Annotated in this window: 24 protein-coding genes; 19 read left to right on the top strand and 5 right to left on the bottom strand. The window is 65.1% G+C overall.

Annotation, left to right across the window (positions count from 1 at the left end):
- Positions 1 to 87: 87 nt before the first annotated feature.
- The 15 genes from QM615_RS08650 to QM615_RS08580 all read left to right on the top strand — a co-directional run bounded on the left by QM615_RS08650 (position 88) and on the right by QM615_RS08580 (position 14,481).
- On the top strand, positions 88 to 1,563 hold the full coding sequence (locus QM615_RS08650) for an adenylate/guanylate cyclase domain-containing protein (protein ID WP_068049088.1): 1,476 nt from the start codon (positions 88 to 90) through the stop codon (positions 1,561 to 1,563).
- Between the two features lie 9 nt (positions 1,564 to 1,572).
- Positions 1,573 to 2,703 carry a lysylphosphatidylglycerol synthase transmembrane domain-containing protein gene (locus QM615_RS08645; RefSeq protein ID WP_149406967.1) on the top strand — a complete coding sequence of 377 codons (1,131 nt, stop codon included), beginning with the start codon at positions 1,573 to 1,575 and terminating at the stop codon, positions 2,701 to 2,703.
- 110 nt (positions 2,704 to 2,813) lie between these two features.
- Positions 2,814 to 3,365 carry a YceI family protein gene (locus tag QM615_RS08640; RefSeq protein ID WP_149406966.1) on the top strand — a complete coding sequence of 184 codons (552 nt, stop codon included), beginning with the start codon at positions 2,814 to 2,816 and terminating at the stop codon, positions 3,363 to 3,365.
- 167 nt (positions 3,366 to 3,532) lie between these two features.
- Entirely contained in the window at positions 3,533 to 3,913 is a 381-nt protein-coding gene (locus QM615_RS08635; RefSeq protein WP_410482253.1) for a DUF3054 domain-containing protein, read from the top strand.
- Positions 3,914 to 4,071: 158 nt separating this feature from the next.
- Positions 4,072 to 5,382 (top strand): Na+/H+ antiporter NhaA, encoded by a 1,311-nt coding sequence (nhaA, locus tag QM615_RS08630; protein WP_149406965.1) that lies wholly within the window; start codon positions 4,072 to 4,074, stop codon positions 5,380 to 5,382.
- A gap of 42 nt (positions 5,383 to 5,424) precedes the next feature.
- Positions 5,425 to 6,522 (top strand): serine hydrolase domain-containing protein, encoded by a 1,098-nt coding sequence (locus QM615_RS08625; RefSeq protein ID WP_223145656.1) that lies wholly within the window; start codon positions 5,425 to 5,427, stop codon positions 6,520 to 6,522.
- 66 nt (positions 6,523 to 6,588) lie between these two features.
- The gene (locus tag QM615_RS08620) at positions 6,589 to 7,836 is read left to right on the top strand and encodes an APC family permease (RefSeq protein ID WP_149406964.1); all 1,248 of its coding nucleotides are present in this window, start codon (positions 6,589 to 6,591) and stop codon (positions 7,834 to 7,836) included.
- Between the two features lie 31 nt (positions 7,837 to 7,867).
- A complete protein-coding gene (locus tag QM615_RS08615) occupies positions 7,868 to 8,233 on the top strand; it encodes an ArsR/SmtB family transcription factor (protein WP_149406963.1) in 366 nt (121 codons plus the stop codon).
- The gene (gene arsB / locus QM615_RS08610) at positions 8,230 to 9,318 is read left to right on the top strand and encodes an ACR3 family arsenite efflux transporter (protein ID WP_149406962.1); all 1,089 of its coding nucleotides are present in this window, start codon (positions 8,230 to 8,232) and stop codon (positions 9,316 to 9,318) included. Before QM615_RS08615 ends, arsB begins: the two co-directional genes overlap by 4 nt.
- Positions 9,318 to 9,992, top strand: a complete 675-nt coding sequence (locus QM615_RS08605) for an arsenate reductase ArsC (protein WP_149406961.1) — start codon at positions 9,318 to 9,320, stop codon at positions 9,990 to 9,992. The genes arsB and QM615_RS08605 overlap by 1 nt, the downstream gene beginning before the upstream one ends.
- A gap of 36 nt (positions 9,993 to 10,028) precedes the next feature.
- On the top strand, positions 10,029 to 10,451 hold the full coding sequence (locus tag QM615_RS08600) for an arsenate reductase ArsC (protein ID WP_149406960.1): 423 nt from the start codon (positions 10,029 to 10,031) through the stop codon (positions 10,449 to 10,451).
- Positions 10,448 to 10,864: an arsenate-mycothiol transferase ArsC gene (locus QM615_RS08595; protein ID WP_068049029.1), complete on the top strand. Its 417-nt coding sequence runs from the start codon at positions 10,448 to 10,450 to the stop codon at positions 10,862 to 10,864. Before QM615_RS08600 ends, QM615_RS08595 begins: the two co-directional genes overlap by 4 nt.
- Before the next feature lie 5 nt (positions 10,865 to 10,869).
- The gene (locus tag QM615_RS08590; RefSeq protein ID WP_149406959.1) at positions 10,870 to 11,925 is read left to right on the top strand and encodes an ArsO family NAD(P)H-dependent flavin-containing monooxygenase; all 1,056 of its coding nucleotides are present in this window, start codon (positions 10,870 to 10,872) and stop codon (positions 11,923 to 11,925) included.
- Positions 11,922 to 13,256 (top strand): FAD-dependent oxidoreductase, encoded by a 1,335-nt coding sequence (locus QM615_RS08585; RefSeq protein WP_149406958.1) that lies wholly within the window; start codon positions 11,922 to 11,924, stop codon positions 13,254 to 13,256. The genes QM615_RS08590 and QM615_RS08585 overlap by 4 nt, the downstream gene beginning before the upstream one ends.
- Positions 13,249 to 14,481: an MFS transporter gene (locus tag QM615_RS08580; protein ID WP_149406957.1), complete on the top strand. Its 1,233-nt coding sequence runs from the start codon at positions 13,249 to 13,251 to the stop codon at positions 14,479 to 14,481. The genes QM615_RS08585 and QM615_RS08580 overlap by 8 nt, the downstream gene beginning before the upstream one ends.
- On the opposite strand, the gene QM615_RS08575 is transcribed toward QM615_RS08580, so the two are convergent.
- The 3 genes from QM615_RS08575 to QM615_RS08565 form a co-directional block, all read right to left on the bottom strand.
- On the bottom strand, positions 14,466 to 15,212 hold the full coding sequence (locus QM615_RS08575; RefSeq protein WP_068049019.1) for a sulfite exporter TauE/SafE family protein: 747 nt from the start codon (positions 15,210 to 15,212) through the stop codon (positions 14,466 to 14,468). The genes QM615_RS08580 and QM615_RS08575 overlap by 16 nt on opposite strands.
- Positions 15,213 to 15,279: 67 nt before the next feature.
- Positions 15,280 to 16,941: an NTF2-like N-terminal transpeptidase domain-containing protein gene (locus QM615_RS08570; RefSeq protein ID WP_188078756.1), complete on the bottom strand. Its 1,662-nt coding sequence runs from the start codon at positions 16,939 to 16,941 to the stop codon at positions 15,280 to 15,282.
- Between the two features lie 108 nt (positions 16,942 to 17,049).
- Entirely contained in the window at positions 17,050 to 18,879 is a 1,830-nt protein-coding gene (locus QM615_RS08565) for a penicillin-binding transpeptidase domain-containing protein (protein WP_149406956.1), read from the bottom strand.
- A 91-nt stretch (positions 18,880 to 18,970) separates the two neighbouring features.
- Between QM615_RS08565 and abmR the strand changes: the two genes are divergently transcribed.
- The 3 genes from abmR to QM615_RS08550 all read left to right on the top strand — a co-directional run bounded on the left by abmR (position 18,971) and on the right by QM615_RS08550 (position 22,139).
- Positions 18,971 to 19,516, top strand: a complete 546-nt coding sequence (gene abmR / locus QM615_RS08560; protein WP_149406955.1) for an ATP-binding transcription factor AbmR — start codon at positions 18,971 to 18,973, stop codon at positions 19,514 to 19,516.
- 133 nt (positions 19,517 to 19,649) lie between these two features.
- Positions 19,650 to 21,260, top strand: a complete 1,611-nt coding sequence (locus QM615_RS08555) for an ABC-F family ATP-binding cassette domain-containing protein (protein ID WP_149406954.1) — start codon at positions 19,650 to 19,652, stop codon at positions 21,258 to 21,260.
- Positions 21,261 to 21,326: 66 nt separating this feature from the next.
- Positions 21,327 to 22,139, top strand: coding sequence for an alpha/beta fold hydrolase (locus QM615_RS08550; RefSeq protein ID WP_410482249.1), 813 nt, complete (start codon positions 21,327 to 21,329; stop codon positions 22,137 to 22,139).
- A 13-nt stretch (positions 22,140 to 22,152) separates the two neighbouring features.
- On the opposite strand, the gene QM615_RS08545 is transcribed toward QM615_RS08550, so the two are convergent.
- On the bottom strand, positions 22,153 to 23,868 hold the full coding sequence (locus QM615_RS08545) for an AMP-binding protein (protein ID WP_410482248.1): 1,716 nt from the start codon (positions 23,866 to 23,868) through the stop codon (positions 22,153 to 22,155).
- Between the two features lie 77 nt (positions 23,869 to 23,945).
- Between QM615_RS08545 and QM615_RS08540 the strand changes: the two genes are divergently transcribed.
- On the top strand, positions 23,946 to 24,419 hold the full coding sequence (locus QM615_RS08540) for a DUF3995 domain-containing protein (RefSeq protein ID WP_082898697.1): 474 nt from the start codon (positions 23,946 to 23,948) through the stop codon (positions 24,417 to 24,419).
- Here QM615_RS08540 and QM615_RS08535 read toward each other — a convergent pair.
- Positions 24,416 to 25,522 (bottom strand): ABC transporter ATP-binding protein, encoded by a 1,107-nt coding sequence (locus QM615_RS08535; protein WP_149406953.1) that lies wholly within the window; start codon positions 25,520 to 25,522, stop codon positions 24,416 to 24,418. The two genes, QM615_RS08540 and QM615_RS08535, sit on opposite strands and share 4 nt — an antisense overlap.
- Position 25,523: the final 1 nt, after the last annotated feature.

Raw genomic sequence — 25,523 nt, 5'->3', positions numbered from 1 at the left:
TCGTCGGTGCTCACCCGCTAAATTTAACCCGTGCTGGCATCTTTCCGAGCGGTCTCGCTCACCCTGAAGAGTCGCTGGCCGCTCTATATGCTTTCGATGCTCATCGCCAACGTCTTCGGTGCGGTGCTCGTGTTCGCCTTCGTGCGATACGGCCTGCCCATCCCCGAATCGCAATCGATCGTCGCCGACCGCGTCCGCAACGTGTACATCTTCGGGGCGTACCTGCTGGTGGCCCTGGTCGTCAGCCTGATCTACGCGTACTTCCTCCTGCGTTCGGTGATCCGGTGGCAGCTCCGCGGTGGCCCACCCACCCGCAAGGAGCAGATGACGACGCTGCACGCGCCGTTGCGTCAGGCGATCGTGCACCTCATTCTGTGGATCATCGGCGGCATCATCTTCGTGCTGTTGACCATCGCGGAAATGCCGTCGCTGTCCATCGCCGTCATCGTCACCGTCGGTATGGCGGCCACCGTGACGTTCGGATTCACCTACATGCTCGGCGAGCGAATCCTGCGACCGGTCGCGGCACTGGCGTTGAGCGAGGGCAGATTCGACCGCACGATGACCCCCGGCGTCGGTACCCGCATGGCGATGACCTGGGGCCTGGGCACCTTGATGCCCGTCATCGGCATCATTCTGCTGTGCGCCACACAGCTGACCACCGATCTGGTGTTCTCCCCCAACGCGCTCGCCGTGGCCATCATCCTGCTCAGCGTGCTGGCCATCGTGCAGGCATTCGTACTCTCGATGCTGACCGCGAGCCAGATCTCCGACCCGATCAGTCAGCTGCACAGCGCCATCGAGCGAGTTCAGCGCGGCGAGACCGATGTCGAGGTCGACGTGTTCGACGGTTCCGAGATCGGACGCCTGCAGGTGGGCTTCAACCGAATGATGGAGGAATCGGCCGAGCGACGCGTCCTGCGAGAGTTGTTCGGCCAACACGTCGGTGAGGACGTGGCGCGTCGGGCATTGCAGTTCGGAACCGAGCTCGGCGGCGAGACCCGATTCGTCGCAGTGCTGTTCGTCGACATGGTCGGCTCCACCGCCACCGCGTCCGAGCGCCCACCGAGCGAGGTCGTGGTGTTGCTCAACGAGTTCTTCCGAGTGGTCGTCGACGTCGTCGGGCGTCATCACGGGTTCGTCAACAAATTCATGGGCGACGCGGCCCTCGCGATCTTCGGTGCCCCACTGGATCGTCCCGACGCGCCGACCGCCGCGCTCGCCGCCGCGCGTGAACTACGGTTCGCGTTGGACGAGATCACCGGGCTCGACATCGGCATCGGCGTATCGGCAGGACTGGCCGTCGCCGGCAACATCGGTGCGTCGGAGCGCTTCGAGTACACGGTCATCGGAGACCCGGTCAACGAGGCGTCCAGGCTCACCGAGCTGGCAAAACTGCGACCAGGACGCGTCCTGGCATCGACGTCGGCCCTGTACTTCGCCGACGACGAGGAACAGGAACAGTGGGAGCTGGGAGACCAGGTACAACTGCGTGGTCGACGACGTGCCACCCATCTGGCCTGGCCGGTGGAGTATCCCGACTCCTCTTCCAGCGACGGTTAGTCTGACAGGGTGCCCGACCCCAGCTCCACCAGCGGACCCGCAGTACGGCGTCCGCGCAACCGACTCCGGTGGGTCAAGTGGATCGCCGGAATCGCCCTGGTGGCCCTGCTGGTGGGCGAGGCGATCTACCTCTGGCCGCGGCTGCACGAATCCTGGACCGCCGTCCGTGAAATCCACTGGGGTTGGCTGGCGGCCTGTGTCTTCGCCCAGGCCGTGTCGCTGAGCGCATTCGGCCGAGTGCAGAAGCAACTGCTCGACGCAGGCGGTGTGAAGGTCCGCCAACGTAAGTCCGTGTCCGTCATCTACGGCAGCACCGCAATGGCGCTCACCCTCCCCGCAGGCCAGGTGTTCTCCACCGCGTTCACCTACCGCGAGACCCGCCGCTGGGGTGCGAGCCCGGTCGTCGCGTCCTGGCAGTTGGCCATCTCGGGCGTGATCGCCGCGGCAGGCCTGGCCGTCCTCGGCGTGGCCGGCGGACTGGTGGTCGGAAGTTCGTTCAACACGTTCACCCTGGTTCTGCCGATCGCCGGTGTCATCGCGATCGTCGTCGCCGTCCGCTACATCTCGAACCATCCGCAGTCGATCAAGAACATCGCGCGCTGGGGGCTGCGCCGATACAACGCGTTCCGCAACCACGAACTCGACGCCGGTGCCGAGGGTATCGACAAGATCATCGGTCAGATCCAATCCGTCCAGCTCGGCAAACGCGACGGCGCTCTCACTCTGTCGTGGTCCGCCGTGCATCGACTCGGCGACGTCGCATGCCTGGCGTTCGCCTGCTTCGCCGTCGGCGCGGATCCCCGATTGTCGGGATTGCTGATCGCATTCGCCGCGGGCAAGGCCGTGGGATCGGTTCCTCTTGCACCCGGCGGCCTGGTGGTGGTCGACGCGACCCTGATCGCGTTTCTCACCAGCGCTGCCTCGATCAGCGCATCGCAAGCCGTGGCCTCCGCCCTGGTGTATCGCGGCGTGAGCTTCATCCTCGTGGCCATCGTCGGATGGATCGTGTTCCTCGTGCTGTTCCGGGGGCATCAGCACGCCGATCTGGAATTCGACATCGCGCTCGAGCAGCAGGAGACCGCCGAGCTGCGGCGCACCGAGGGCATCCGCGACAGCAAGGGCGATCCGGAACCCGCATAGCTACCCCGCCCGGTATGGCGTCCGTCACTTTCTGTTCACCCGGAATATATACGGACCCCGGTCCGCTTGTGTACTATGAGTTTGAACCTTCAACCCAACTAGGAGTCCTCATGACCACCGCCATCGCACTTCCCGAGCTCACCGCGGGCACCTGGGCCATCGACCCGGCCCACTCCACCGTCGGATTCACCGTCCGCCACCTGGTGGTCAGCAAGGTCCGCGGCCGTTTCCAGGCCTTCACCGGCACGATCACCGTCGACGCCGACGGCACCCCGTCCGTCGACGCCGAGATCGACGTCGCGTCCATCACCACCGACAACGCGCAGCGCGACGGCCACCTCAAGACCGCCGACTTCTTCGAGGTCGAGAAGTTCCCCACCGCGACGTTCAAGTCCACCTCGGTCAAGGCCGACGGCGGAGACTTCATCGTCACCGGCGACTTCACCCTCCACGGCGTCACCAACTCCATCGACCTGAAGCTCGAGTTCAACGGCGTCAACGCCGGCATGGGCAACGGACCGGTCGCCGGCTTCGAGGCCAGCACCGTCATCAACCGCAAGGACTTCGGCATCAGCATCGACATGCCCCTCGAAGGTGGCGGCGCTGTCGTCGGCGACAAGATCACGCTGAACCTCGAAATCGAAGCGGGCCTGCAGGCGTAATCCCGCCCCGCTTCACCCCCGCCGCTTCACCCCCTCCCCCGCCGGATCAATGCGACTTCATTGCAGTCCAACTGACTGAAACCCACATTGATCCGCCCTGGGTGGACCTGCGAAAGGCCCGCATCGCATTCGTCGGTGCGGGCCTTTCGCCGTCGGTGTCTACAGTGGTGCGCGTGAAGTTTCGTTCTCCTGTAGTTGCCGGCGTCTTCGATCTGGCCATGGTTCTGCTGTTCGCCGCGATCGGTCGGCGCAGTCACGCCGAAGCCACCGCACTGTCCGGCCTGTTCCACACCGCGTGGCCGTTCGTCGTCGGTGCCGTCATCGGCTGGATCGTCGCGTTTGCTCTGTACCGCAACAAGTTCGACGCTTTTCTCATCGTTCCGACGGGCATCGTCGTGTGGGTGATGACGGTTGTCGTGGGCATGGTGCTGCGTGCACTGACCGGGCAGGGAACAGCCGGGTCGTTCATCGTCGTGGCAACGCTGGCCACGGCAGTTCTGCTACTGGGTTGGCGTGCACTGGCGAAATTCGTGCCGAGCGTTCGTTGACTCCGAGCTCGTCGAGTTCGTCGGGAACAGCCTCGACGCGATAGGATGATCCACGGTGCGCCGGGAAGTCTGGTCGGCAACAACTCTGTGCTGCGTACCCACTGCCTGATGTTCGGTCGGTTCGCAGCTCGACGAAGCTACCGAAAGGCGTTCTCTCCGTGACAGATCCATCAACCCCGAAAACGCGATTGCCGCTGTTCTCCCGGGGCTCCTGGTCCGAGGCAGATCGCGTCGCACAGATCCTCCGCAAGGAGACCGTCGGTGGCGCACTGCTCCTCGTCGCCACCCTCATCGCCTTGGTCTGGGCCAACTCACCGTGGTCCGCTGCCTACGACTCGCTGATGAGCACCCGCGTCGGACCGTCGGCGTTGCATCTCGATCTGACGCTCTCGACATGGGCCGCCGACGGACTGTTGGCCATCTTCTTCTTCGTCGTCGGACTCGAACTGAAGCGAGAATTCGTCGCAGGCGATCTCCGCGATCCCGCACGTGCCGCACTACCGGTGGCCGCGGCGATCGGCGGAATGGCAGTTCCGGCAGTCATTTTCGTGCTGATCAACCTCGGCACGGGAGACGGTGCCCTGCTCGGTTGGGCAATCCCCACCGCGACCGACATCGCGTTCGCCGTTGCCGTCCTCGCCGTGATCAGCACCCACCTGCCGACCGCGCTGCGTACCTTCCTACTGACGTTGGCTGTGGTCGACGACCTCCTCGCTGTAAGCGTCATCGCCATCTTCTATACCGACGACATCAACTTCATCGCGCTCGGACTGACACTGATTCCGCTCGCCCTGTTCGCGGTGGCCGTACAGATGCGCGTCCGCTCGTGGTGGATTCTCATCCCGCTGGCGGTCGTGACCTGGGTACTCATGCACGAGTCCGGCGTTCACGCCACCGTCGCGGGCGTGCTGCTCGGCTTCGCCGTCCCGGTCATGCGCAGCAAGGCCAACGGTGGTCCCGAAGCGGGCCCCGGCCTCGCCGAGCACTTCGAGCACAAGATTCGGCCGATCTCGGCGGGCATCGCGGTCCCCCTGTTCGCATTCTGTGCGGCCGGTGTCACCGTGGGCGGATTGTCCGGCCTGGCCAGCGCACTGACCGATCCGATCGCCATCGGCATCATCGCCGGCCTCGTCATCGGTAAGGCCATCGGCATCTTCGGCACCACCTACCTCGTATCCCGATTCACCCGGGCGACGTTGGACGCCGGACTGAAATGGCTCGATGTCCTGGGCGTCTCGATGCTCGCGGGTATCGGATTCACCGTCTCGCTGCTGATCGGCGACCTTGCCTTCGGCGAGGGAACTCAACGCGACGACCATGTCAAGGTCGGCGTCCTCACCGGTTCGATCATCGCGGCATCGTTGGCCGCCATCATCCTGCGCAGCCGCAACAAGGCCTACCGCGACATCCACACCGAAGAGACCCGCGACGACGACCACGACGGCATCCCGGACGTGTATCAAAAGTAGCGAGCGCTGGAATCCGGACCGATCCGATGACACGATGAGCCCGTGAGCGAAACCGTGCGCGAACTGTTGACCCGGCACATCGACGCTGGACTGATGCCGGGGGCAACAGCGCTCCTGGGTGGCCCCGATGCGGAACCCGTCGCGGTCGGGTCATCGGCGGTCGGCGGTCCACCGATGGCGGTCGACGCACTGGTCCGGATTCAGTCGATGACCAAGATCGTCACCAGCGTGGCCGCCCTGCGCCTCGTGGAGGCGGGGCGACTGACGTTGGACGACGACGTCGTGCCCTGGCTTCCCGAACTCGCCGGCTGCCCTGTACTCACCCGCCCCGACGCTGCACTCGACGACACTGTTCCTCGGGATCGACCGATCACGTTGCGGCACCTGCTCACCAACACCAGTGGGTACGGAATTCAGATGGGAGACACCCCGCTGGCCGAGGCGATGAGCGCCAACGACACCGAAGCCGGCCCAGCGCCGTCGCCACTCGGTGCGGACGAGTGGTTGGCGAAGATGGCCGAACTTCCTCTGGCTTTCCAGCCCGGTGCCGGGTGGCGCTACCACCACGGCTTCGCGATCCTCGGCATCCTCGTCTCTCGCATCGTCGGCCGGTCTCTGCAGGACCACCTCCGCGACGACCTGTTCGAGCCACTCGGCATGCCCGACACCGGACTGTGGGTTCCGAGCGACCGGTGTCATCGCCTGACGGCGGCCTACCGGTTGGAAGACGGGTCGTTGATCGAGACCGAACCCGCCGCGGGCGGATCCTATGCGGGACCGCCCCCAGTCGACGTGAGTCACGGTGAGCTGGTGTCGACCGTGACCGATTTTCACCGCTTTCTCCGTGCTGTCCCGACATCCGTGTCGACCGAGCACCTGGAGCTGATGACACACGACCAGGTGCCCGCGTCGATCAAGACCGACGAGAGTTTCTACCCGGGCTTCTGGCCGGGAACGGGGTGGGGATTCGGAGTCTCGGTCGTCACCGAAGGAGATCACCTCGGTCGTTACGGATGGTCCGGCGGGCAGGGCACCGACTTCTTCGTCGACCCGGACGGGACGATCGGCATCCTGCTGACGCAGACCGAATTAAGCGAGGCCACCTTCGCGCTGCTGTCGGAGTTCCAGGAACTGCGCTGACAGGATCTACGCTGAATCAAGTGCAGCACCTACAGTTGTCGCCGTGATCGAGAACCGGTTTCGGCCATGACGCAGCCGCTGGCCCGTCGCCTCGGGCTGTTCGACGCCATCGTCATCGGTGTCGGCTCGATGGTCGGGGCCGGGGTGTTCGCGTCGTTCGCGCCCGCGTCGGCCGTTGCAGGAGCGGGTTTGCTCATCGGTCTTGCCATTGCCGCGGTGGTCGCGTTCTGCAACGCCACCTCGTCTGCTCAGCTCGCCGCGCAGTATCCGACGTCGGGCGGCACGTACGTCTACGGTCGTGAGAGGCTCGGCGAGTGGCCGGGTTTCCTGGCTGGGTGGACGTTCGTCATCGGCAAGACTGCGAGTTCGGCGGCCATGGCACTGGTGTTCGCGGCCTACGTCGCACCTGCCGGTTACTCCGAACTCGTTGCGGTCCTTGCCATTGTCGCGTTGACGGCGGTGAACTACTTCGGCATCACCCGCACGGCCATGCTGACGAAGATCCTGGTCACCGCCGTGCTCACCGTCCTCGTCATCGCAGTGGTCCTCGGCCTCACCGGCTCGTCCGGTCCCGCCGTCGGCGGCCTCGGCTCGTTCACCGAGGACGGGTGGTACGGAATTCTGCAGTCGGCCGGCCTGTTGTTCTTCGCCTTCGCCGGCTACGCCCGCATAGCGACCCTCGGCGAGGAGGTCGTTCGACCCGAACGCACCATTCCGCGCGCCATCGTCTCTGCCCTGGGTATCGCATTGCTGGTCTATGCCGTGAGTGCCTTCACCCTGTTGTCGGTACTGGGCCCGGACTCACTGGCGTCGTCGTCGGCTCCTCTGGTCGATCTGGTTGTCGCATCGGGACATTCGTGGGCGTCACCGCTGATGCGCATCGGCGCAGCGCTGGCCGCGCTGGGCGCCCTCCTCGCGCTGATCGCAGGCATCGGCCGCACGTCGCTGGCAATGGCCCGCCACTACGATCTGCCGTCGTACCTGACCGCGGTGCATCCGCGCTATTCGGTTCCGCATCGTGCCGAAATCACTCTGGCAGTGATCGTCTGCGTCCTCGTTCTCGTAGTCGATCTGCGGAACGCCATCGGCTTCTCGTCGTTCGGGGTGTTGCTGTACTACCTGGTTGCGAACCTGAGCGCCTATACCCAGGACACCGAGAACCGGCGGTACCCGAAGGTTCTGCAGATCGTCGGCAGTATCGGATGCGTCGTCCTGATTGCCACGCTGCCCGCCACCTCCATCGCCGTCGGAACCGTCGTGGTCGTGCTCGGTGTCGCCTACCGACTGATTCGCGTTCGTCAACTGTTCGCTTGACGGCTGGTTCGATGAACGTCAATATAGACGCATGTCGAACCAAGACCGGTCGTCCGTCGACGGCGAGTGCTGCTCGCCGCTGATCCACGAACCCCTGACCGAGGACTGGGCCGGAGATCTGGCCCGGATGTTCAAGGCACTGGGAGATCCAGTCCGCCTGCGTCTGCTCAGCCTCGTTGCCAGCCATGCAGGCGGCGAAGCGTGTGTCTGCGACATCTCCCCCGCATTCGACTTGTCGCAGCCCACCATCTCCCATCACCTCAAGGTATTGCGCGAGGCGGGGTTGCTCGACTGCGAACGACGCGGCACCTGGGTCTACTACTCGGTGATTCCCGCTGCGCTGCAGCAACTGTCGGCAGTGCTGAACGCTGCAGAGTCAACGGAGGTCATGGTATGAGTACGACGACCGATACTGCCGTAGTCGGCAAGCTCTCCACCCTCGACCGGTTCCTGCCCGTATGGATCGGTGTGGCCATGGTCGTCGGCCTGATCCTCGGACGCATGATCCCCGGGCTGAACGACGCACTGTCGTCCATCTCCATCGACGGCGTGTCGCTCCCGATCGCCATCGGCCTGCTGATCATGATGTACCCGGTGCTGGCCAAGGTGCGCTACGACCGCCTCGACACCGTCACCGGAGACAAGCGCCTGCTGATCGGGTCGCTGGTCCTCAACTGGATCCTCGGCCCGGCCCTGATGTTCGCTCTCGCATGGCTTTTCCTGCCGGACCTTCCCGAATACCGAACCGGGCTCATCATCGTCGGCCTGGCTCGATGCATCGCGATGGTCATCATCTGGAACGACCTCGCCTGTGGAGACCGAGAAGCTGCCGCCGTGCTGGTGGCGATCAACTCGGTGTTCCAGGTCTTCATGTTCGCCATCCTCGGATGGTTCTACCTCTCCGTCCTGCCCGGCTGGCTCGGGTTGGAACAGACGACCATCGAAGCCTCGCCCTGGCAGATCGCAAAATCGGTGTTGATCTTCCTCGGAATCCCGCTGATTGCGGGATTCGCCTCGCGCTTCTTCGGTGAACGCGCCAAGGGTCGCGAGTGGTACGAGGAGAAGTTCATCCCCAGGATCGCCCCGTGGGCGCTCTACGGCCTGCTGTTCACCATCGTCATTCTCTTTGCGCTGCAGGGTGATCAGATCACGTCACAGCCCTTCGACGTGGTGCGTATCGCGCTGCCTCTACTGGTGTACTTCGCGGTGATGTGGGGCGGCGGCTACGCCCTCGGTGCCGCGATGAGTCTGGGCTACGAGCGCACCACCACCCTCGCGTTCACCGCTGCAGGCAACAATTTCGAGCTCGCCATCGCCGTCGCGATCGCGACCTACGGCGCGACATCCGGGCAGGCACTCGCCGGAGTCGTCGGACCACTCATCGAGGTGCCGGTACTGGTCGGCCTCGTCTACGTCTCGCTCGCACTGCGTAAACGCTTCGCCCCGAGTTCGTCCGCGACCACAGCGACAAAGGAGTCCTGATGTCCGACAACCCTTCTCCCAGCAGCCACCGCGCCCAGCCCGAACTGTTGATGCCCCAAGCAATTCTCTCCCGCACCGCAGAGAGACTCGCTGCGGAATACGAGGGCATCTTCTCCACCCAAACCGTCGAGCGTTACGTCTTCGAGTCCTACACCGCACTGCGTCGAACCTCGAAGATTCACACGCACCTGACCACTCTGGCCGGCAAGTTCGCCGCGGACCGTCTCACTGCACTCGCCCAATCACAGGGTGACGCACCGAAACTCGTGCCCGAGGTGCTGTTCATCTGCGTCCACAATGCCGGACGCTCCCAGATGGCCGCGGCCTTGCTCGAACACCACGGACGGGGACTGGTCCACGTCCGATCCGCGGGCTCGGCCCCGACCTACGAAATCAACCCGATCGTCGTGCAGGCGATGGAAGAACTCGACATCGACCTGGGCAGCGAATTCCCCAAGCCGTTGACCGACGACGTCGTCGCCGCCGCAGATGTCGTGGTGTCCATGGGATGCGGCGATGCGTGCGCGGTCTACCCCGGCAAGCGCTACCTGGACTGGCAACTGACCGACCCCGACGGCAAATCCATCGACGAAGTGCGTCGCATCCGCGATGATCTCGACGCGCGTGTCCGCCAACTGCTCACCGCGCTGACCACCACCACCGTACCGGCCTGAGGCATCGGCCTCCGCGCTCGAAAGGCATACGAATCCATGTCCGACACACCCAGCGTTCTCTTCGTCTGCGTCCACAACGCCGGTCGATCTCAGATGGCCGCCGGATTTCTGTCCCACCTCGCCGGCGATACCGTCGAAGTGCGTTCTGCCGGTAGCGCACCCGCAGAGACCATCAATTCCGCAGCGGTCGAGGCCATGGCCGAGGTCGGCATCGACATCTCGTCGCAGTCTCCGAAGATCCTCACACCCGAGGCCGTCGAGACATCCGACGTCGTCATCACCATGGGCTGCGGCGACGCCTGCCCGGTGTTCCCCGGAGTGAGTTACCGCGATTGGGCACTGGCCGATCCGGCGGGCAAAGGCGTCGAAGCGGTGCGGCCGATTCGCGACGAGATCAGAGGCCGAATCGAGGACCTGATCGCCGAACTGGTTCCAGCGAAGCAGGGTTCGGCGTCATGACGACACCCAGCGTGTTGTTCGTCTGCGTCAAGAACGGCGGCAAGTCTCAGATGGCCGCCGGTCTGATGCGCAAGGCGGCGGGCGGTTCGGTGGAGGTGCACTCTGCCGGAACGAAACCGGGTGGCGCCGTCAACGCGCTGTCGGCCGAGTCTCTTCTCGAAGTCGGCGTCGACCTGTCGGGCGAAGCACCCAAGCCGATCGATCCCGATCTGCTCGCCCGCATGGACTACGTCGTCACCCTCGGCAGCGAGGCACATGTGGAACCAGTGGACGGTCCGACGTTCGAGAACTGGAACACCGACGAGCCGTCCGAACGCGGTATCGACGGCATCGAACGCATGCGTCTGGTCCGTGACGATATTGCCGCTCGCGTCGAGGAACTCGCATCTCGCATGCGCGGCACCGACGCTTGACTCGAATGAAGTACGACGTGGTGGTGATCGGCGGCGGTCAGGCAGGACTGGCCGCCGGTTACTACCTGCGACGAGCCGGGCTCGAGTTCGTCGTTCTCGACGACCAGACGCATGCCGGAGGGTCCTGGCAGGACTACTGGCCGTCGCTGCACCTGTTCTCACCGGCGGAGTACTCGAGACTTCCCGGCTGGCCGATGCCTCCGTGGCACAACGGTTTCCCACCCGCGTCTCATGTGGTCGACTACTTGCGAGCGTACGAGAAGAAGTACGAACTGGCGGTGCACCGGCCCGTCCGGGTGACGGCCGTGCATCGGGTCCCGGGCGGCTACCGAATCGACACCGACGGTGAGTCGTACACCGCCACAGCAGTCGTCAACGCCACGGGAACATGGTCTCGACCCTTCTGGCCGAGCTACCCGGGCATGCGTGAATTCGGTGGGACCCAACTGCATGCCGCCGACTACCGCACATCGGATCGATTCGTGGGCAAGCGAGTAGGAGTCGTCGGGGGCGGAAACTCGGCTGCTCAGATACTTGCCGAGATCTCCACCGTGGCCGAGACCCTGTGGTTCACCGCCCGCGAACCGAAATTCCTGCCCGACGACGTCGATGGGCGTGTGCAGTTCGATGTCGCCAGCGACCGCGCCCGAGCGCTGGCAGCGGGTGACTCCGATACCGGCGGGGTCGCAGGCTTGGGCGACATCGTGATGGTCCCGCCGGTGAAGGAGGCCAGGGATCGCGGCGTCCTGCAGGCCCGGCCGATGTTCACGGCGATCACAGCCGACGGCGTGACGGACGGGCACACGACGGAGAAACTGGATGCGATCGTCTGGTGCACCGGCTTTCGGCCCGCGCTGCGGCACCTGCAGCCGCTGCACCTGCACACCGACGGACCTCGGATCACGTTGGAAGACAATCATATTCACGGCGAGTCGCCCCTGATGTTCCTGGGGTACGGCGACTGGACCGGACCGGCATCGGCAACGCTCATCGGCGTCGGCCGTACCGCACGCGCAGCAGTGAACACTCTCGCTCGACGAGGAAAGGTAGATCAGTCATGAACGAATACCCCGTAGTGGTGATCGGCGCAGGCCCCATCGGCCTTGCCGCCGCAGCACATCTCACCGAAACCGGCTCTGCCGTGGTCGTTCTCGAACGCGGGCCGTCCGCAGGCGCGGCAGTGTCCGAATGGAACCACGTGCGATTGTTCTCCCCGTGGTCCGAGGTCGTGGATCCTGCTGCCGCACGGTTGCTCGAGCCGACCGGCTGGACTGCACCGGACGGCGACACCTACGCCACCGGACGGGAATGGGTGGAGCAGTACCTCGCGCCCCTTGCCGCTGCCCTCGGAGACGCTGTTCGAGTCGACTCCGAAGTGGTCGGCGTAGCCCGCCGTGGACGCGACCGCGTCGTCGACGCCGGCCGCGACACCGAGCCGCTGTCCGTGCACATCCGGCATTCCGACGGCAGCGAGGAACGCGTTCTCGCCCGCGCGGTCGTCGACGCGTCGGGCACCTGGGGATCGCCGAATCCACTGGGTAGCGAGGGGCTTCCGGCCATCGGTGAGAAGTTCTCCGCCGACAGAATCGACTACCGGGTCCCCGATCTGACCGATCCGGCGATTCGCGCCCAGTTCGCGGGCAAGCACACGGTCATCGCAGGCAGCGGCCACTCCGCCCTGACCGCCGTCATCACCTTCGCCGAACTCGCGGCCGATGAACCGGGAACGACGCTCACCTGGGCCGTGCGCCGAGGCGTCACCGCAGACGTGTTCGGCGGCGGCGAAGCCGACGAACTCGCCGCCCGCGGCGCTCTGGGGCAACGCGCCAAGAAAGCCGTCGGCGACGGCTTCCTCACCGTGCAGTCGGGATTCCGCACCGAAACCGTTGCGGTCGAGGGTGATCGGATGACCCTCGTCGGCGATACCGGCGCTCGCATCGGAAATGTCGATCGCGTAGTCGCACTCACCGGCTTCCGACCGGATCTGTCGTGGTTGTCCGAGGTTCGCCTCGATCTCGATCCCACCCTGCAGGCACCCAAGTTCGTCGCCGAATTGGTGGACCCCAACATGCATTCGTGCGGATCGGTGTCACCGCACGGAGTCGAAGAACTCACCCAACCCGAGCCCGGCTTCTACCTGGTGGGTATGAAGAGCTACGGCCGCGCGCCGACGTTCCTCGCAATGACCGGATACGAGCAGGTTCGCAGCATCGCAGCCGAACTCGCCGGCGACCACGAGGGCGCACGAAAGGTCGAGCTGACGCTGCCCGACACCGGTGTCTGCGGCGGCGCGGGCCTGTTCGACGAGCCCGACGCCCCGTCGAGCGGCGGTTGCTGCGGTGCCCCTGCTGCGCCGGAGTTGATCACTCTCGGCGCACCCTCGCGTGACTGACTCTGCGGCAGTGGATTCGGCGTCGCCCTTGGAAATTTCGCACCCGGGGCGACGCCGAATCCTGTCGGTTCTGTGCGTCACGGAGATCACCAGCTGGGGAATTCTGTACTACGCCTTCCCCGTTCTGTCGCCTGCGATCTCCGCGGATACCGGATGGTCGACGACGTCGATCGTGGCCGCGTTCTCGATCAGCCAGTTCGTTGCAGCACTGGTCGGAGTTCCCGTCGGTCGCATCCTGGACCACCGCGGACCGCGCTGGGTGATGAGTGCAGGGTCGATTCTCGCGATACCCGCGCTGGTTCTCATCGCGACGTCCCCGACACTTCCGCTGTTCTTTCTCGGATGGTTCGTGGCCGGTATCGCCATGGGGGCGGTGCTGTATCCCCCTGCCTTCGCAGCATTGACACGGTGGTGGGGCACCGACCGCGTCCGAGCCCTGATGATCCTCACTCTGGCCGCGGGACTGGCCAGTACGGTCTTCGCTCCGCTGACCGCGATCCTGTCGAGCCACTCCGATTGGCGTCGAACGTATCTCGTACTCGCGGTCGTCCTACTGGTCGTTACCGTTCCAGCGCACACGATCGGGTTGCGCGGACCGTGGCCGTCGACGGATGTGTCCGCGCACGCGCGAGCAGTACCTACTGCTGCACAGACCGTCCGTAGTCGTCCGTTCGTCATGCTCACCGCGGCGATGAGCGTCACCGGCTTCGTCGCGTTCGCCGGAATCTTCAATCTGGTTCCGCTGCTGATCGAACACGGTGCCGATACCGCTCTCGCGGCAACGGCTCTCGGTCTCGGCGGAGCCGGGCAGGTGCTCGGCCGAATCGGTTACCTTCCGTTGCAACGCTTCACCGGTACCCGAACCAGGACCGTAGGGATCATCGCCGCAACTGCCCTGTCGACCATCCTGCTCGGCGTCGCCACCTCGGTCGTGGCGCTGATCGCCGTCGCGATCGGTGCCGGACTCGCGCGCGGACTGTTCACACTCGTCCAGGCCACCGCCATCACCGATCGCTGGGGTCCGAGCCAGTACGGGCATCTGAACGGCATCGTGTCTGCGCCGATCGTCATCGCGATGGCCTCGGCCCCCTGGGCCGGTGCCGTGCTCGCCGAATGGACCGGAAGCTACTCGGGTGCGTACGTGATTCTCGGCCTTCTGGCGCTGACCGCCGTCGGGCTGGCCGCGCTGAGCATGCCGACCACCGACCATCAGCCGAAGGCCTGATACCCCAGCCACCCGGCGAGGCCCAGTCCCAGAATTCCGACGCCGACGCGCAGGATGATCGGCGAGATCACCTTGACCGTCGGTGGCCCGCAGGCACCGCCGACGAAACATCCGATGGCCAGCGCAAGTGCCGCCCACCAGTGCACCTGACCGAAGAACGAAAAGATGATCGCCGCAATGAGATTGGCGATGCCGAGGAAGAAGCTCTTCAGAACGCTTGCGCGCCAGAAGGTATCCGAAGTACAGATCAACGCCAACGCCAGGAAGATGACGCCTGCCCCGGCCCCGAAGTAGCCGCCGTAGATCGCCACGGCGAACAGGGCCAGCGGATAGAGCGTCGGAAACTCTCTGCCGCCGGACAGCTTTCGAATACTCGGCTGCAGCAGGAGCGCAATGGCTGCCATCGCCACCAGGAACGGTACGACCACCTCGAACGAACCGTCCGGCGTATTGAGCAACAGAACCGCACCGGTGGTACCGCCGAGAGCCGAGTAGATCGCGTACCGAACCAGCTGCTTGCCGTCCTTGGCGAGCTCGGCCGAGGAACTCGCCGTCGCCCCGACACCTGCCGCGACCAATGCGACCGTGTTCGTCACGTTCGCAGACACCGCAGGCAGACCAACCGCAAGCAGCGCAGGATAGGAGACCAGCGATGCGAGCCCGGTGACGAACCCGATGAGCCCGGCGAAGAACCCGGCCACCACCAGGAGTCCGAAATCGAGCACAGTCACCGAATAAAACTACCGTGCCTAACGATCGACCCGAATCCCTGGTCATTTCGCAGGCTCCATTCCTGCCCTACTCGACGGGGTTCGCCATCTCCTGCAGCAACCGGCTCGTCATGCGCACTGCCTGATCCCCGCCGTCCGCGTCCTCGATGTAGACCGCGAACGCGACATCACCGCTGGTGGCGAGCACGAAGCGATCGTCGCCACTTTCCCCGGCGAATCCCTGCACCCCGTCGAACGTGTCGAGACCGCTACTGCGGGACGAGTCGGCAAGTATGCCGCGCAACCGATTTGCTGCATCCGACCCGAGTGCCCGGGACTCACGATTGGCGACCGCGGTCTGACCGGCGACGATCGTCGGAGTCGGAGCGCTGCCCCGTGAGATCGCGGCCGCCATCTGTGCGAGACCGAACGGAGTCACCGTCGCCTCGTCGCCGGAGGCGGTCGACACGGCCCTGATGCCGTCGATCGCGCTGCGACTGTCGGCGGGAGTTCCGGTGTAGGCGTCGAGTCCGGGCATCGAGTAGCTGATACCGAGACCCAGTGCCGCAGCTGCATCCTCGGCGCTGTCGTCGCCGCGATCGGACTGTGCCGCCTTGAGCAACTCCGACGCGGTGCCGGCCGGGTAGGAGCCCCCGAACACCACGTCGCCCTGCTCGTTCGCGTAACTGTTCTGTGCCGCAGCGAGAATCGCACCGGTCGAGGTGGACAGGGCGACGATCGACGCCGACGACCCCGCCATGACCACCGCATTCTCGGCGGCGAGTTGAACGCGCGGATCGAGCGTCGCGTGCAGGTCCGGGCCACCGGGCCCCTGGAAACCGACACGACGTTCACCGATTCCGTCGACGGTGTAGGTGTCGACGGCCCAGCCTGCGGTGGCGTCGCGTCCTTCCTGCCATGCGCTTCGCAACGAGTCGAGCACGGGTGAGGTGATCCGGCGGTCGTCGACGATGAGCTTGGGTTGCGGAGAAACCACCACTCCCGGCACGGCGCGCAGGTCGTCTTCGAGGACGGCGAAATCGTCGTCACGCAGGGTCACTGCGGTGATCGGTGCACCGCCGGACGAGTTCAGCTCGGCCAGCATCGATTCGGAGGTGATGAGCGGTGCGACGACATCGATGACGTCTGCGAGTTGCGCGGTGGACGCCACTGGATCGCTCGTCTGCGCCGGGTCGAGGGAGATGGCGTTGATGGTTCGCTCGCTCATCAGCACGTTGTTCGCGGCGTCGAAGATCAGCGGCGGGGCAGCGTCGGTCCGGGTGTATCGAACCGATCCGCCCGAGGTGAGGTCCGGGACGAGAGTGGCCGGATCCCACGCGATGCGCCAGCCGACGCTGAGTTTCTTGGTCGAGCCCTGAGCGCTGTACTTCCAGTCCTTGCCCTCACCGAAATTCCATGCCGACGCGAGAGTGAAGTAGCCACTCTCGTCGGAGAGGTCCATGTACTGGGTCAGGGCGAAATCCCCGGTGGACGTGCCGTCGGCCGACAAGCCGTCGAACATCTGGTTCAGTGCGGCCGTCGCGGCGTTGGGGTAGGTCGTCATCGCGGCAGCCGCAGCGACGTCTCGGTTGTCCAGGGCGTCGACGAATTTCGAGACCAGCATCTCGGCCTCGCTCGGCGGGCGATCGACCATCCAGAACGCTGCCGAGACCGTCAACGTCGCCGATGCTGCAACGGCGACGAGGTAGCGACCGCGGACCTTGCGCGGGCCACGACGGGCACGACTCATAGAACTCATGAGTCACAATATTCACTGTAGTCACACGAGTAACAAGCACGGGATTCATACGAGCCGGTCACGATTGGGATACGCCGTGGTCGGTTCACCGCAGGCTGTTCACCTCAGGAAGCGACCCGCAGCTTCGATGGCCGGGGTCGAACTGCCTGCGTCGTTGACGAACACCGCGAACGCGAGATCGCCGGAGATACCGACGAACCAGCCGTGCGCTCCTTCGTTGTTCGCACCGAATTCGGCGGTGCCGGTCTTGCCGAGCAACCCGGGGATGTCGTTCAGCGCTGTGGCCGTGCCGCCGGTGATCGTTTCGCGCATCATGGCTTTGATCTGCTCGGTGACCTGGGGGTTCACCGCTGCCGGCTGCATGTTTCCCACTCCCGGCTCACTGGGGACCACCGTCGGTGGGAGCAATCCGTTGTTCGCGATCGACGACGCGACCAGCGCCATTCCGAACGGCGACGCGGTCACCTGCCCCTGACCGATGGCGGATTCGACCCGCTGCGCCGGGGTGTCGGCGGACGGCACCGAACCGGTGACGGTCGTCAGACCGGGGGTGACGTAGTCGACGCCGAGGCCGTACTGCGCGGCCGCGTCGGTCAGCCCGTTCGGTGGGAGTGCCACGCCCAGGCGGCCCATCGTCGTGTTGCAGGACCTGGCGAAAGCGGTGTGCAGCGGCACGTTGCCGAGATCGAAGTTGTCGTCGTTCGGGATCTGCCGACCCTCGATGTTCTCGGTCGCCGGGCACGGCAGCACGGTATCGGGGGTGACTGCACCGGACTGCAGTGCAGCCGAGGTGGTCACCGTCTTGAACGTCGACCCCGGCGGGTACAGACCGGTGAGGGCGATCGGACCCTCGGCGTCCGCGGCGGCGTTCTGCGCCACGGCGAGAACCGCACCCGTCGACGGCCGAAGCGCAACGATGGCCGCCTGCTGCGGCAGCGACGCGAGAGCATTCTCGGCTTTGAGCTGCAGTGCCGAATCCAGGGTGGTCGCGATGTCGTCTCCCGTTGCGGCGTCGCGGCCGGCAAGCGGGGTGATGGAGCCGTCCGCGGCAACGGCCTGCACAGCCCATCCACGATTGGCGGCCTGCTCCTGCTCCCACAGCGTCGTCAGGTCGTTGAGGACCGGCGAAACGAGGTTCCGGTCGGTGGCGAGCAGCCGCGTCTGCGGAGCCAGGGTGACTCCGGGGACGGTCGCGAGCTGAGCCCCGATGGGGTCGATATCGGACTGACGAAGGGTGACGATCGTCGCTGAGTTACCTTGCGCGCCGGCAACAGTCGCTGCCACCGATTCGGCCGTGACACCCGGAACGACGGAGCCGACGAGATTCGCGACCGCTGCCGGATCGGCCGTCGCATCGGCGTTGACGAGGGTCACCACCTGCTGCGACATCAACTCGACGCCGTTGCCGTCGAAGATGCGCGGTGCGACGAGCGCATCGGTGGGAGTGAAACGCACCGACGAGTCGGCGGTCAGGCCCGGAACCAACATCGCCGGATCCCAGGTGATCTTCCAGCCCTGCTCGGTCTCGGCCGCTGTCGCAGAGGTCGTGTAGTTCCACTCCTTCGGTTCGCCGTCGGGTTCGGCGGTGCCGTCGGTGGTCGTCGAGAAGCGCCAGCCGGCATTCAACGTGAACGTGCCCGCATCCTCGTTGGCGTCGACGGCCTCGAAATCGGGAGTGGCCGTCACCGTTCCGCCGGCCGACAACCCGTCGTACAGCTCGGTGAGCGCTGCCGTCGCGCCTGCCGGGTCGGTGGTCAACGCGGCGGCCTGATCGATGTTCGAGCTGTTCACCGCCTCCGCGAACTGCTCGGCGACAGTCTGCGGCTGATCCGGCCCACTCTGCCCGCAGGCGGCGAGAACCAATGCCAATACGGACACGATCGCGGCCAGAGTCGTCGGTCTTCTCGAAGTGCGCACGGGGTCGATCATGCCCCAGTGCATCCGCGAAATACCGGTGGCACGATCTCGAAATGGGGTGTAATTATGTAATCAGTCTTACAACACCCACCGAGGAGTCCCCATGAAACCCAACGGTCGCTCGTTCGGTCGCCCCGGCGGCTGGCAGCACGCAGACATTCCGGATGCCACCGATGCAGCCGATTGGTTCGGTGGCCGACTCCCGGACACCTGGTTCGACGGTGCCGCCTCGGTCGAGGTCGACCGAGAGGAAATCGTCGTCGTCGGAACACTGCCCGTGGAGCAGGACAGTTCATCCGCAGCCACCGAGGGCCGCATCGCGCGATTCCGCGAAACCACCCGGGGCGACCGCATGCAGATCGCCGACGAGGCCGAGAAGCGATACGGCCGCAAGGTCGCGTGGGGCGTTCGGACCGGGTCCGAGGTGGTCCTGTTCACCCACCTCGCCGTCCCGGTCATGACACGCCTGCGTCAGCCCGAGCGTCGCGTCCTCGATACCCTCGTCGACGCCGGGGTCGCTCGCTCCCGCGCGGACGCCTTGGCCTGGGCAGTGAAGCTCGTCGGCGAACACACGCAGGAATGGCTGGACGAGCTCCGCGGGGCCATGGAGACTGTCGACGAGCTACGCAAGAAGGGGCCGTCGGTCTAATTCGATTGCGCGAACGTCAGGCTCAGGGTTACCGTGATCTTTGCCTTGTCGTCCACAGATTCGGAGAGGCCATTGCTCTTCCAAAGGTTCTAGACGCCTGCAGATCGTCCGCATGCACACCTTTGGAGCGCCCATGCCTCAATCATCCTCCCTTTCTGTCTCGAACCTGTCGTTCTCCTGGCCCGACGGCGACCCCGTGTTCGACGCCTTGTCGGCCATCTTTCCCAGCGGCACAACAGGTCTCATCGGCTCCAACGGTGCCGGAAAGTCGACGCTGCTGAAGTTGCTCGCCGGGGAGTTGACTCCACAGCGCGGTTCGATCTCGACTCCCGGCGTGCTGGGCCATCTACGCCAGGACGTCGCACTGGACCCCGATCTACCCGTGGATAGGGTGTTGTCCATCGAGTCGGTGCGAAAAGCATTGCATCGCATAGAATCCGGCTCCTCCACCGAGGACGACTTCACAATCGTCGGATCGGCGTGGGACGTCGAGGAGCGCGCTCTGGCACTGCTGGGCAAGCTCGGCCTCGGCAGCATCGTCGGGTCTGCGGGCGACCTGGATCGCCGCGTCGGCACCCTGTCTGGCGGCGAGACGACACTGCTGGCACTCACCGCACAATTGCTCGCCCAACCCGACGTACTGCTACTGGACGAGCCGACCAACAATCTCGATCAGGTTGCGCGAGAACGGTTGTACACGGCGGTCGACGGCTACCCAGGTGTGCTGATCGTGTGCACTCACGACCTCGAGCTGCTCGAACGCGTCGACACCATCGCCGAGGTGCGAGCAGAGCGCAGCGGAGTGTCCCGGCTGCGCATGTTCGGCGGCAACTACCAGCACTACCGCTCGATCGTCGACGCGGAACAGCAGGCGGCACGGGCGACGATCCGCGACGCGAAGAACGATGTCCGCAAACAGGAACGCGAATTGATCGACACCCGAATCAAACTCGACCGACGCCTGCGCTTCGGCAAGAAGATGGAAGAGCACAAGCGCGTGCCGCCGATCCTTGCGGGCCGACGCAAGCGGGCGGCCCAGGAATCGGCAGGCAAACTCCACGGTACCCACAGCGACCGCGTCGACGACGCCCGATCGTCCCTGTCGGCCGCCGAGGATCTCCTGCGCGACGACCGCGAGATACGCGTCGACCTCCCGGCGACGAAGGTCCACGCGGGACAGGTGGTTCTCGACCATCAGGAGCTCAGAGTCGTCGGACCCGAGCGCATTGCACTGATCGGACCGAACGGCAGCGGCAAGACCACGCTGCTGCGGGCCCTGGACGCCACCGGGGCAGAGGTGCCGTGGAAGTATGTGCCGCAGCGACTCGACGTCTTCGACGAATCCCGCACCGTCGCCGAGAACATTGCCGACGTCGCTCCGCAGGCCACGGCCGAACAGATCCGCGGCCAACTCGCCCGCTTCCTGTTCCGCGGATCCGACGCCGACGCCGTCGTCGCCACCCTCTCCGGTGGCGAACGACTGCGGGCCGCACTGGCCCGAATACTGCTGGCCGAGCCTGCTCCGAAACTCCTGATACTCGACGAGCCGACCAACAACCTCGACATCACCAGCCGACAACACCTCATCGACGCGCTCGACACCTTCGAGGGTGCGCTGATCATCGCCAGCCACGATCGACCGTTCCTCGACGCCATCGGACCCACCCGCACCGTCGACCTCACCCCGACCGTCGAGTCTCCCGAGTCCGCCGAAGAAGCGCCCGCCCGTAGGGAGTCAATGTGACTGTGGACGGGAGTGGAGCCTGCGGAACGACCCACAAGCGCAGTTCGGGGGTCAATGTCACATTGAGTGGACTTCGTTCGGGAGGATTGCGGGGTGGAGTACGCCTCGAATGCAGACGATGGGACACGGATCGCGTACACGGTGGTGGGGTCCGGGCCGCCGTTGTTGATGGTGCACGGCAGTTTTCTGACGCACACGATCTGGCGGACGTTCGGCTATGTGAAGGCGCTGCGCGGGGCTCGGCAGTTGATTCTGATCGACAGTCGGGGGCACGGCCGCAGCGAGAAGCCCCGCACTCCCGACGCGTATGCGATGAGCAAGATAGTCGGCGATCTGACGGCGGTGCTCGACGCGGTAGACGTCGATACCGTCGACTATCTGGGGTATTCGTTCGGGGCTCGGGCCGGCTTGGCGTTGACGGCGGCGGCTCCCGAACGAGTCCGATCACTGGCCGTCGGCGGCGGTAGTCACGGCGCTCAGGCCGGCGCGTTCGATCGCCTGTTCTTCCCCGGATGCGCAGACGTATTGGAGCAACGCGGCATGGACGGATTTCTCGAGGTCTGGACCAGCCACCGTATGTTCCCGATCGATGCCGGCACGCGAGCGGTGTTCTCCGCCAACGACGCCCAGGCCATGGCCGCGTACATTCGAGCATCCGACGCCGATCCGGGCCTATCCGACGACGCGTTGCAGCAGTTCACCCAGCCGTCACTGTTCTACGTCGGCAGTCAGGACGGCACCAGGCTCGACGACACCCGAGCTGCCGCGGCGCTGGTACCGAACTCCGAATTGCATGTCATCCGCGGATTCGATCACGCGACAACGATGGCGGCCACCCCGGAAGTGCTCGGGATTCTCGAACGGTTCTGGGACAAGTGACCTCAGTGTCACATCACCTCTTCAGTGCAGGGAACTGGTCGTCACGCCACTCGGTCTCCAGCGGTCCGACGGCCGCGTCCTCGCGGGCGCGCAGTTCCACTCGGCGGATCTTGCCCGAGATGGTTTTCGGTAGCTCGAAGAACTCGATTCGGCGCACCCGCAGGAACGGTGCCAGGTGCTCGCGGGCGTACTTGAGAATCTCGAACGCTGTGTCCTCGTTGGGTTCCCAGCCCGACGCCAATGCCACATACGCCTTGGGGACGGCCAGTCGCGTCTCGTCGGGGGCGGGCACCACCGCGGCCTCGGCAACAGCGGGGTGTTCGATGAGCACGCTTTCGAGCTCGAACGGGGAAATCTTGTAATCCGAGGCCTTGAACACGTCGTCGGTGCGGCCGACGTAAGTGATGTAGCCCTCGGAGTCCCTCGATGCGACGTCGCCGGTGTGGTAGTAACCGTCGGCCATGACAGCGGCGTTGCGTTCGGGGTCGCCGAGGTATCCGGTCATCAGGTTGAACGGCTGCTGCGCCAGGTCGAGGCAGATCTCGCCTTCGTCGGCGAGTTCGCCGGTGGTGGGGTCGACGATCACCACCGGTACGCCCGGCAGCGGCCTCCCCATCGAGCCGGAATTGAGTACCGCGCCGGGTGTATTGGCAACCAGCGCAGTGGTTTCCGTCTGGCCGAACCCGTCGCGAATGTTCAGACCCCACTCCTGCTGCACCCGCGAGATCACCTCGGGGTTGAGTGGCTCACCTGCTCCGATGGCCTCGCGTAGCGAACCACCGCCACCGGCGAGGTCGGCTTGAATCAGCATGCGCCACACGGTCGGTGGCGCGCAGAACGTCGTCACCTCGGCCCGGCGGATCTGCTCGAGCAACGCTTTCGCGTCGAATTTGCCGTAGTTGTAGATGAAGATCGTCGCCTCGGCGATCCACGGCGCGAAGAAGCAACTCCACGCGTGCTTGGCCCACCCGGGCGAGCTGATGTTCAGGTGCACGTCGCCTGGACGCAACCCGAGGAAGTACATGGTGCTCAGATGCCCGACGGGGTAGGAGATCTGAGTGTGTTCGACGAGCTTGGGCTTGCTGGTGGTGCCGGAGGTGAAGTACATGAGAAGGCGGTCGGTGGGAGCCGTCACGGACTCGAACGGCACGGCTTCGACAGAACGAGCCTCGGCATAGTCGACCCAACCATTTCGAGCGGAGGTGGCGATGCGCAGGTAGTCCCCGGGTACGTCGTCGAATTTGCCGGTGTCCGAGGGGTTCACGATCACTGCGCGCGCATTGCCGCGCACCACACGGTCGGTCAGGTCTGCGGGCCCGATGGCAGTGGTGGTCGGCATCAACACCGCGCCCAGTTTCATCACCGCGAGCATCGCTTCCCACAGTTCCACCTGATTTCCGAGCATCAGGATCACCGAATCGCCGCGGCCGATGCCCTGTTGCTCGAGCCACCTGGCGACCTGGTCGGAACGACGCGCGATGTCGTCGAAGCTGTACTTGGCCTCGCTGCCGTCCTCTTCGACGATCCACAACGCAGTGCCGTCGTTGCCACGGGCGATCGCGTCGAACCAATCGATGGCCCAGTTGAACGTCTCTCCGAACGACGGCCACTCGAAAGTCTCTACGGCGCGGTCGTACTCGCCGTAGGAGTCGAGTAGCAGGTCGCGAGCGTTCCTGAATGCCGTATGTGCCGATTCGGCCATGCTTCCTCCGTAGCCTGTGATGCTCATCACCGCCACGGTAGGGGAGATGAACAATCCCTCGCTACCCCTGAACGGGGGTGAGAACTCGGCTAGCCTCGGTCACCGTGGCCATCGGATACTTCGCGATCGCAGGTGCACTGGGGATAGTTCACGCCGCGTTTTCCGGCTACTGGGCTGCAGGTGGCCGATGGATGTTGAACACCGTCGGATCATTCGCCACGGAGTGGGTCGAGACCGAACCGCAGACTGCGCGAACGGCGCTGCTGGTGCTCACGCTGGTCAAACTTGCAGCGGCAATTCTTCCCGCTCTCGCCTACATGAACCGGCCGCGCCTGGCAGCACAGAACCGGACCAGGCTGCCGGCAATCGTCCTCGGCATATCCTGGCCCGGCTCGGTGCTGCTGATTCTCTGGGGCGGAGCATCGTTCGTCGGAGCGGTGATCGGATTGATCGCCTCGGACGAGAACCGGAGCGTCAAGTACGGCCACCTGTTCTTCGACGGCATCTTCCTGCTCTGGGGTGCCGCCCTGCTGACGGCGCTGATCCTCTCTCGGAAAGCGCCGTACCAGCCGCGCTAGATGCGCTCACCTGTTTCCGGGTGGAAGAGGTGAATTGCACCGTCGAGGCGCTTCAGTCCGATGCTCTCGCCGATCCTCGCCGGGGCACGCACTGCCGAACGCGCAACCAACGACACGGGTCCCCCGTCGAGTCCCTTCACCTTCGGGTCGTCGAGGTGCGAGTACACGTACGACTCGCTGCCGAGCTCCTCGATGAGATCGACCTTGCCCTCGAAGCCTTCGCCGCCGCCGTGGACGATGCCGATGTTCTCGGGCCGCATTCCGATGGTGACCTCGTCGATCCCCAGGCTCGCGAGCTTGGTCAGCTCGTCGCGCTCGAGCGGGAGCAGGAACTTACCGATCTGCACGCCGCCCGAGCCGATGGGTACCGTCATCAGGTTCATCGCCGGGGAGCCGATGAATCCTGCGACGAACGCGTTGACGGGGTGGTCGTACAGGTCTGTGGGAGAGGCGAACTGCTGCAGCTTGCCACCACGCAGGACGGCGACGCGATCACCCATCGTCATGGCCTCGACCTGATCGTGGGTGACGTAGACCGTCGTGGTGCCGAGCCGACGCTGCAACGCCGCGATCTGCGTACGCGTCTGCACCCGCAGTTTCGCGTCGAGGTTGGACAGTGGCTCGTCCATGCAGAACACCTGCGGCTCACGAACGATGGCGCGGCCCATGGCAACTCGCTGACGCTGGCCGCCCGAGAGCTTGCCGGGCTTGCGATCGAGGTACTCGGTGAGATCGAGCAGACGGGCCGCTTCGGCCACGCGTGCCTGACGCTTCTCGAGGCTCACTCCGCGCATCTTGAGCGCGAAGCCCATGTTCTCGCCGACGGTCTTGTTGGGGTAGAGCGCGTAGTTCTGGAACACCATGGCGATGTCGCGGTCCTTGGACGGGACGCCCACCATGTTCTTGCCGCCGATTTCGATTGCGCCGCCGTCGATCTCCTCCAGACCGGCGAGCATCCGAAGTGCGGTGGACTTGCCGGAGCCGGACGGTCCGACCAGGACGACGAACTCGCCGTCCTTTATGTCGAGGTCGAGGGAATCGACGGCGAGCGAATCGGCACCTTCGTAGACGCAGGATGCCTTCTTGTACGTGATTGCAGCCATG

Source organism: Rhodococcus sp. IEGM 1341 (genome assembly GCF_030056895.1).
Classification (GTDB): Bacteria; Actinomycetota; Actinomycetes; order Mycobacteriales; family Mycobacteriaceae; genus Rhodococcoides.
The sequence above is the reverse complement of the archived record's forward strand: the minus strand, read 5'-3'. Positions and strand labels throughout refer to the sequence as shown.

What these genes read in the sequence shown, in the direction of transcription:
- QM615_RS08615 (WP_149406963.1), top strand. Translation starts at nt 7,868, where the DNA reads ATGTCGAACCAAGACCGGTCGTCCGTCGACGGCGAGTGCTGCTCGCCG.
- QM615_RS08600 (WP_149406960.1), top strand. Translation starts at nt 10,029, where the DNA reads ATGTCCGACACACCCAGCGTTCTCTTCGTCTGCGTCCACAACGCCGGT.
- QM615_RS08605 (WP_149406961.1), top strand. Translation starts at nt 9,318, where the DNA reads ATGTCCGACAACCCTTCTCCCAGCAGCCACCGCGCCCAGCCCGAACTG.
- QM615_RS08555 (WP_149406954.1), top strand. Translation starts at nt 19,650, where the DNA reads ATGCCTCAATCATCCTCCCTTTCTGTCTCGAACCTGTCGTTCTCCTGG.
- QM615_RS08535 (WP_149406953.1), bottom strand. Translation starts at nt 25,522, where the DNA reads ATGGCTGCAATCACGTACAAGAAGGCATCCTGCGTCTACGAAGGTGCC.
- QM615_RS08620 (WP_149406964.1), top strand. Translation starts at nt 6,589, where the DNA reads ATGACGCAGCCGCTGGCCCGTCGCCTCGGGCTGTTCGACGCCATCGTC.
- QM615_RS08595 (WP_068049029.1), top strand. Translation starts at nt 10,448, where the DNA reads ATGACGACACCCAGCGTGTTGTTCGTCTGCGTCAAGAACGGCGGCAAG.
- QM615_RS08650 (WP_068049088.1), top strand. Translation starts at nt 88, where the DNA reads ATGCTTTCGATGCTCATCGCCAACGTCTTCGGTGCGGTGCTCGTGTTC.
- QM615_RS08585 (WP_149406958.1), top strand. Translation starts at nt 11,922, where the DNA reads ATGAACGAATACCCCGTAGTGGTGATCGGCGCAGGCCCCATCGGCCTT.
- QM615_RS08565 (WP_149406956.1), bottom strand. Translation starts at nt 18,879, where the DNA reads ATGATCGACCCCGTGCGCACTTCGAGAAGACCGACGACTCTGGCCGCG.
- QM615_RS08640 (WP_149406966.1), top strand. Translation starts at nt 2,814, where the DNA reads ATGACCACCGCCATCGCACTTCCCGAGCTCACCGCGGGCACCTGGGCC.
- QM615_RS08545 (WP_410482248.1), bottom strand. Translation starts at nt 23,868, where the DNA reads ATGAGCATCACAGGCTACGGAGGAAGCATGGCCGAATCGGCACATACG.
- abmR (WP_149406955.1), top strand. Translation starts at nt 18,971, where the DNA reads ATGAAACCCAACGGTCGCTCGTTCGGTCGCCCCGGCGGCTGGCAGCAC.
- QM615_RS08590 (WP_149406959.1), top strand. Translation starts at nt 10,870, where the DNA reads ATGAAGTACGACGTGGTGGTGATCGGCGGCGGTCAGGCAGGACTGGCC.
- QM615_RS08570 (WP_188078756.1), bottom strand. Translation starts at nt 16,941, where the DNA reads ATGAGTCGTGCCCGTCGTGGCCCGCGCAAGGTCCGCGGTCGCTACCTC.
- arsB (WP_149406962.1), top strand. Translation starts at nt 8,230, where the DNA reads ATGAGTACGACGACCGATACTGCCGTAGTCGGCAAGCTCTCCACCCTC.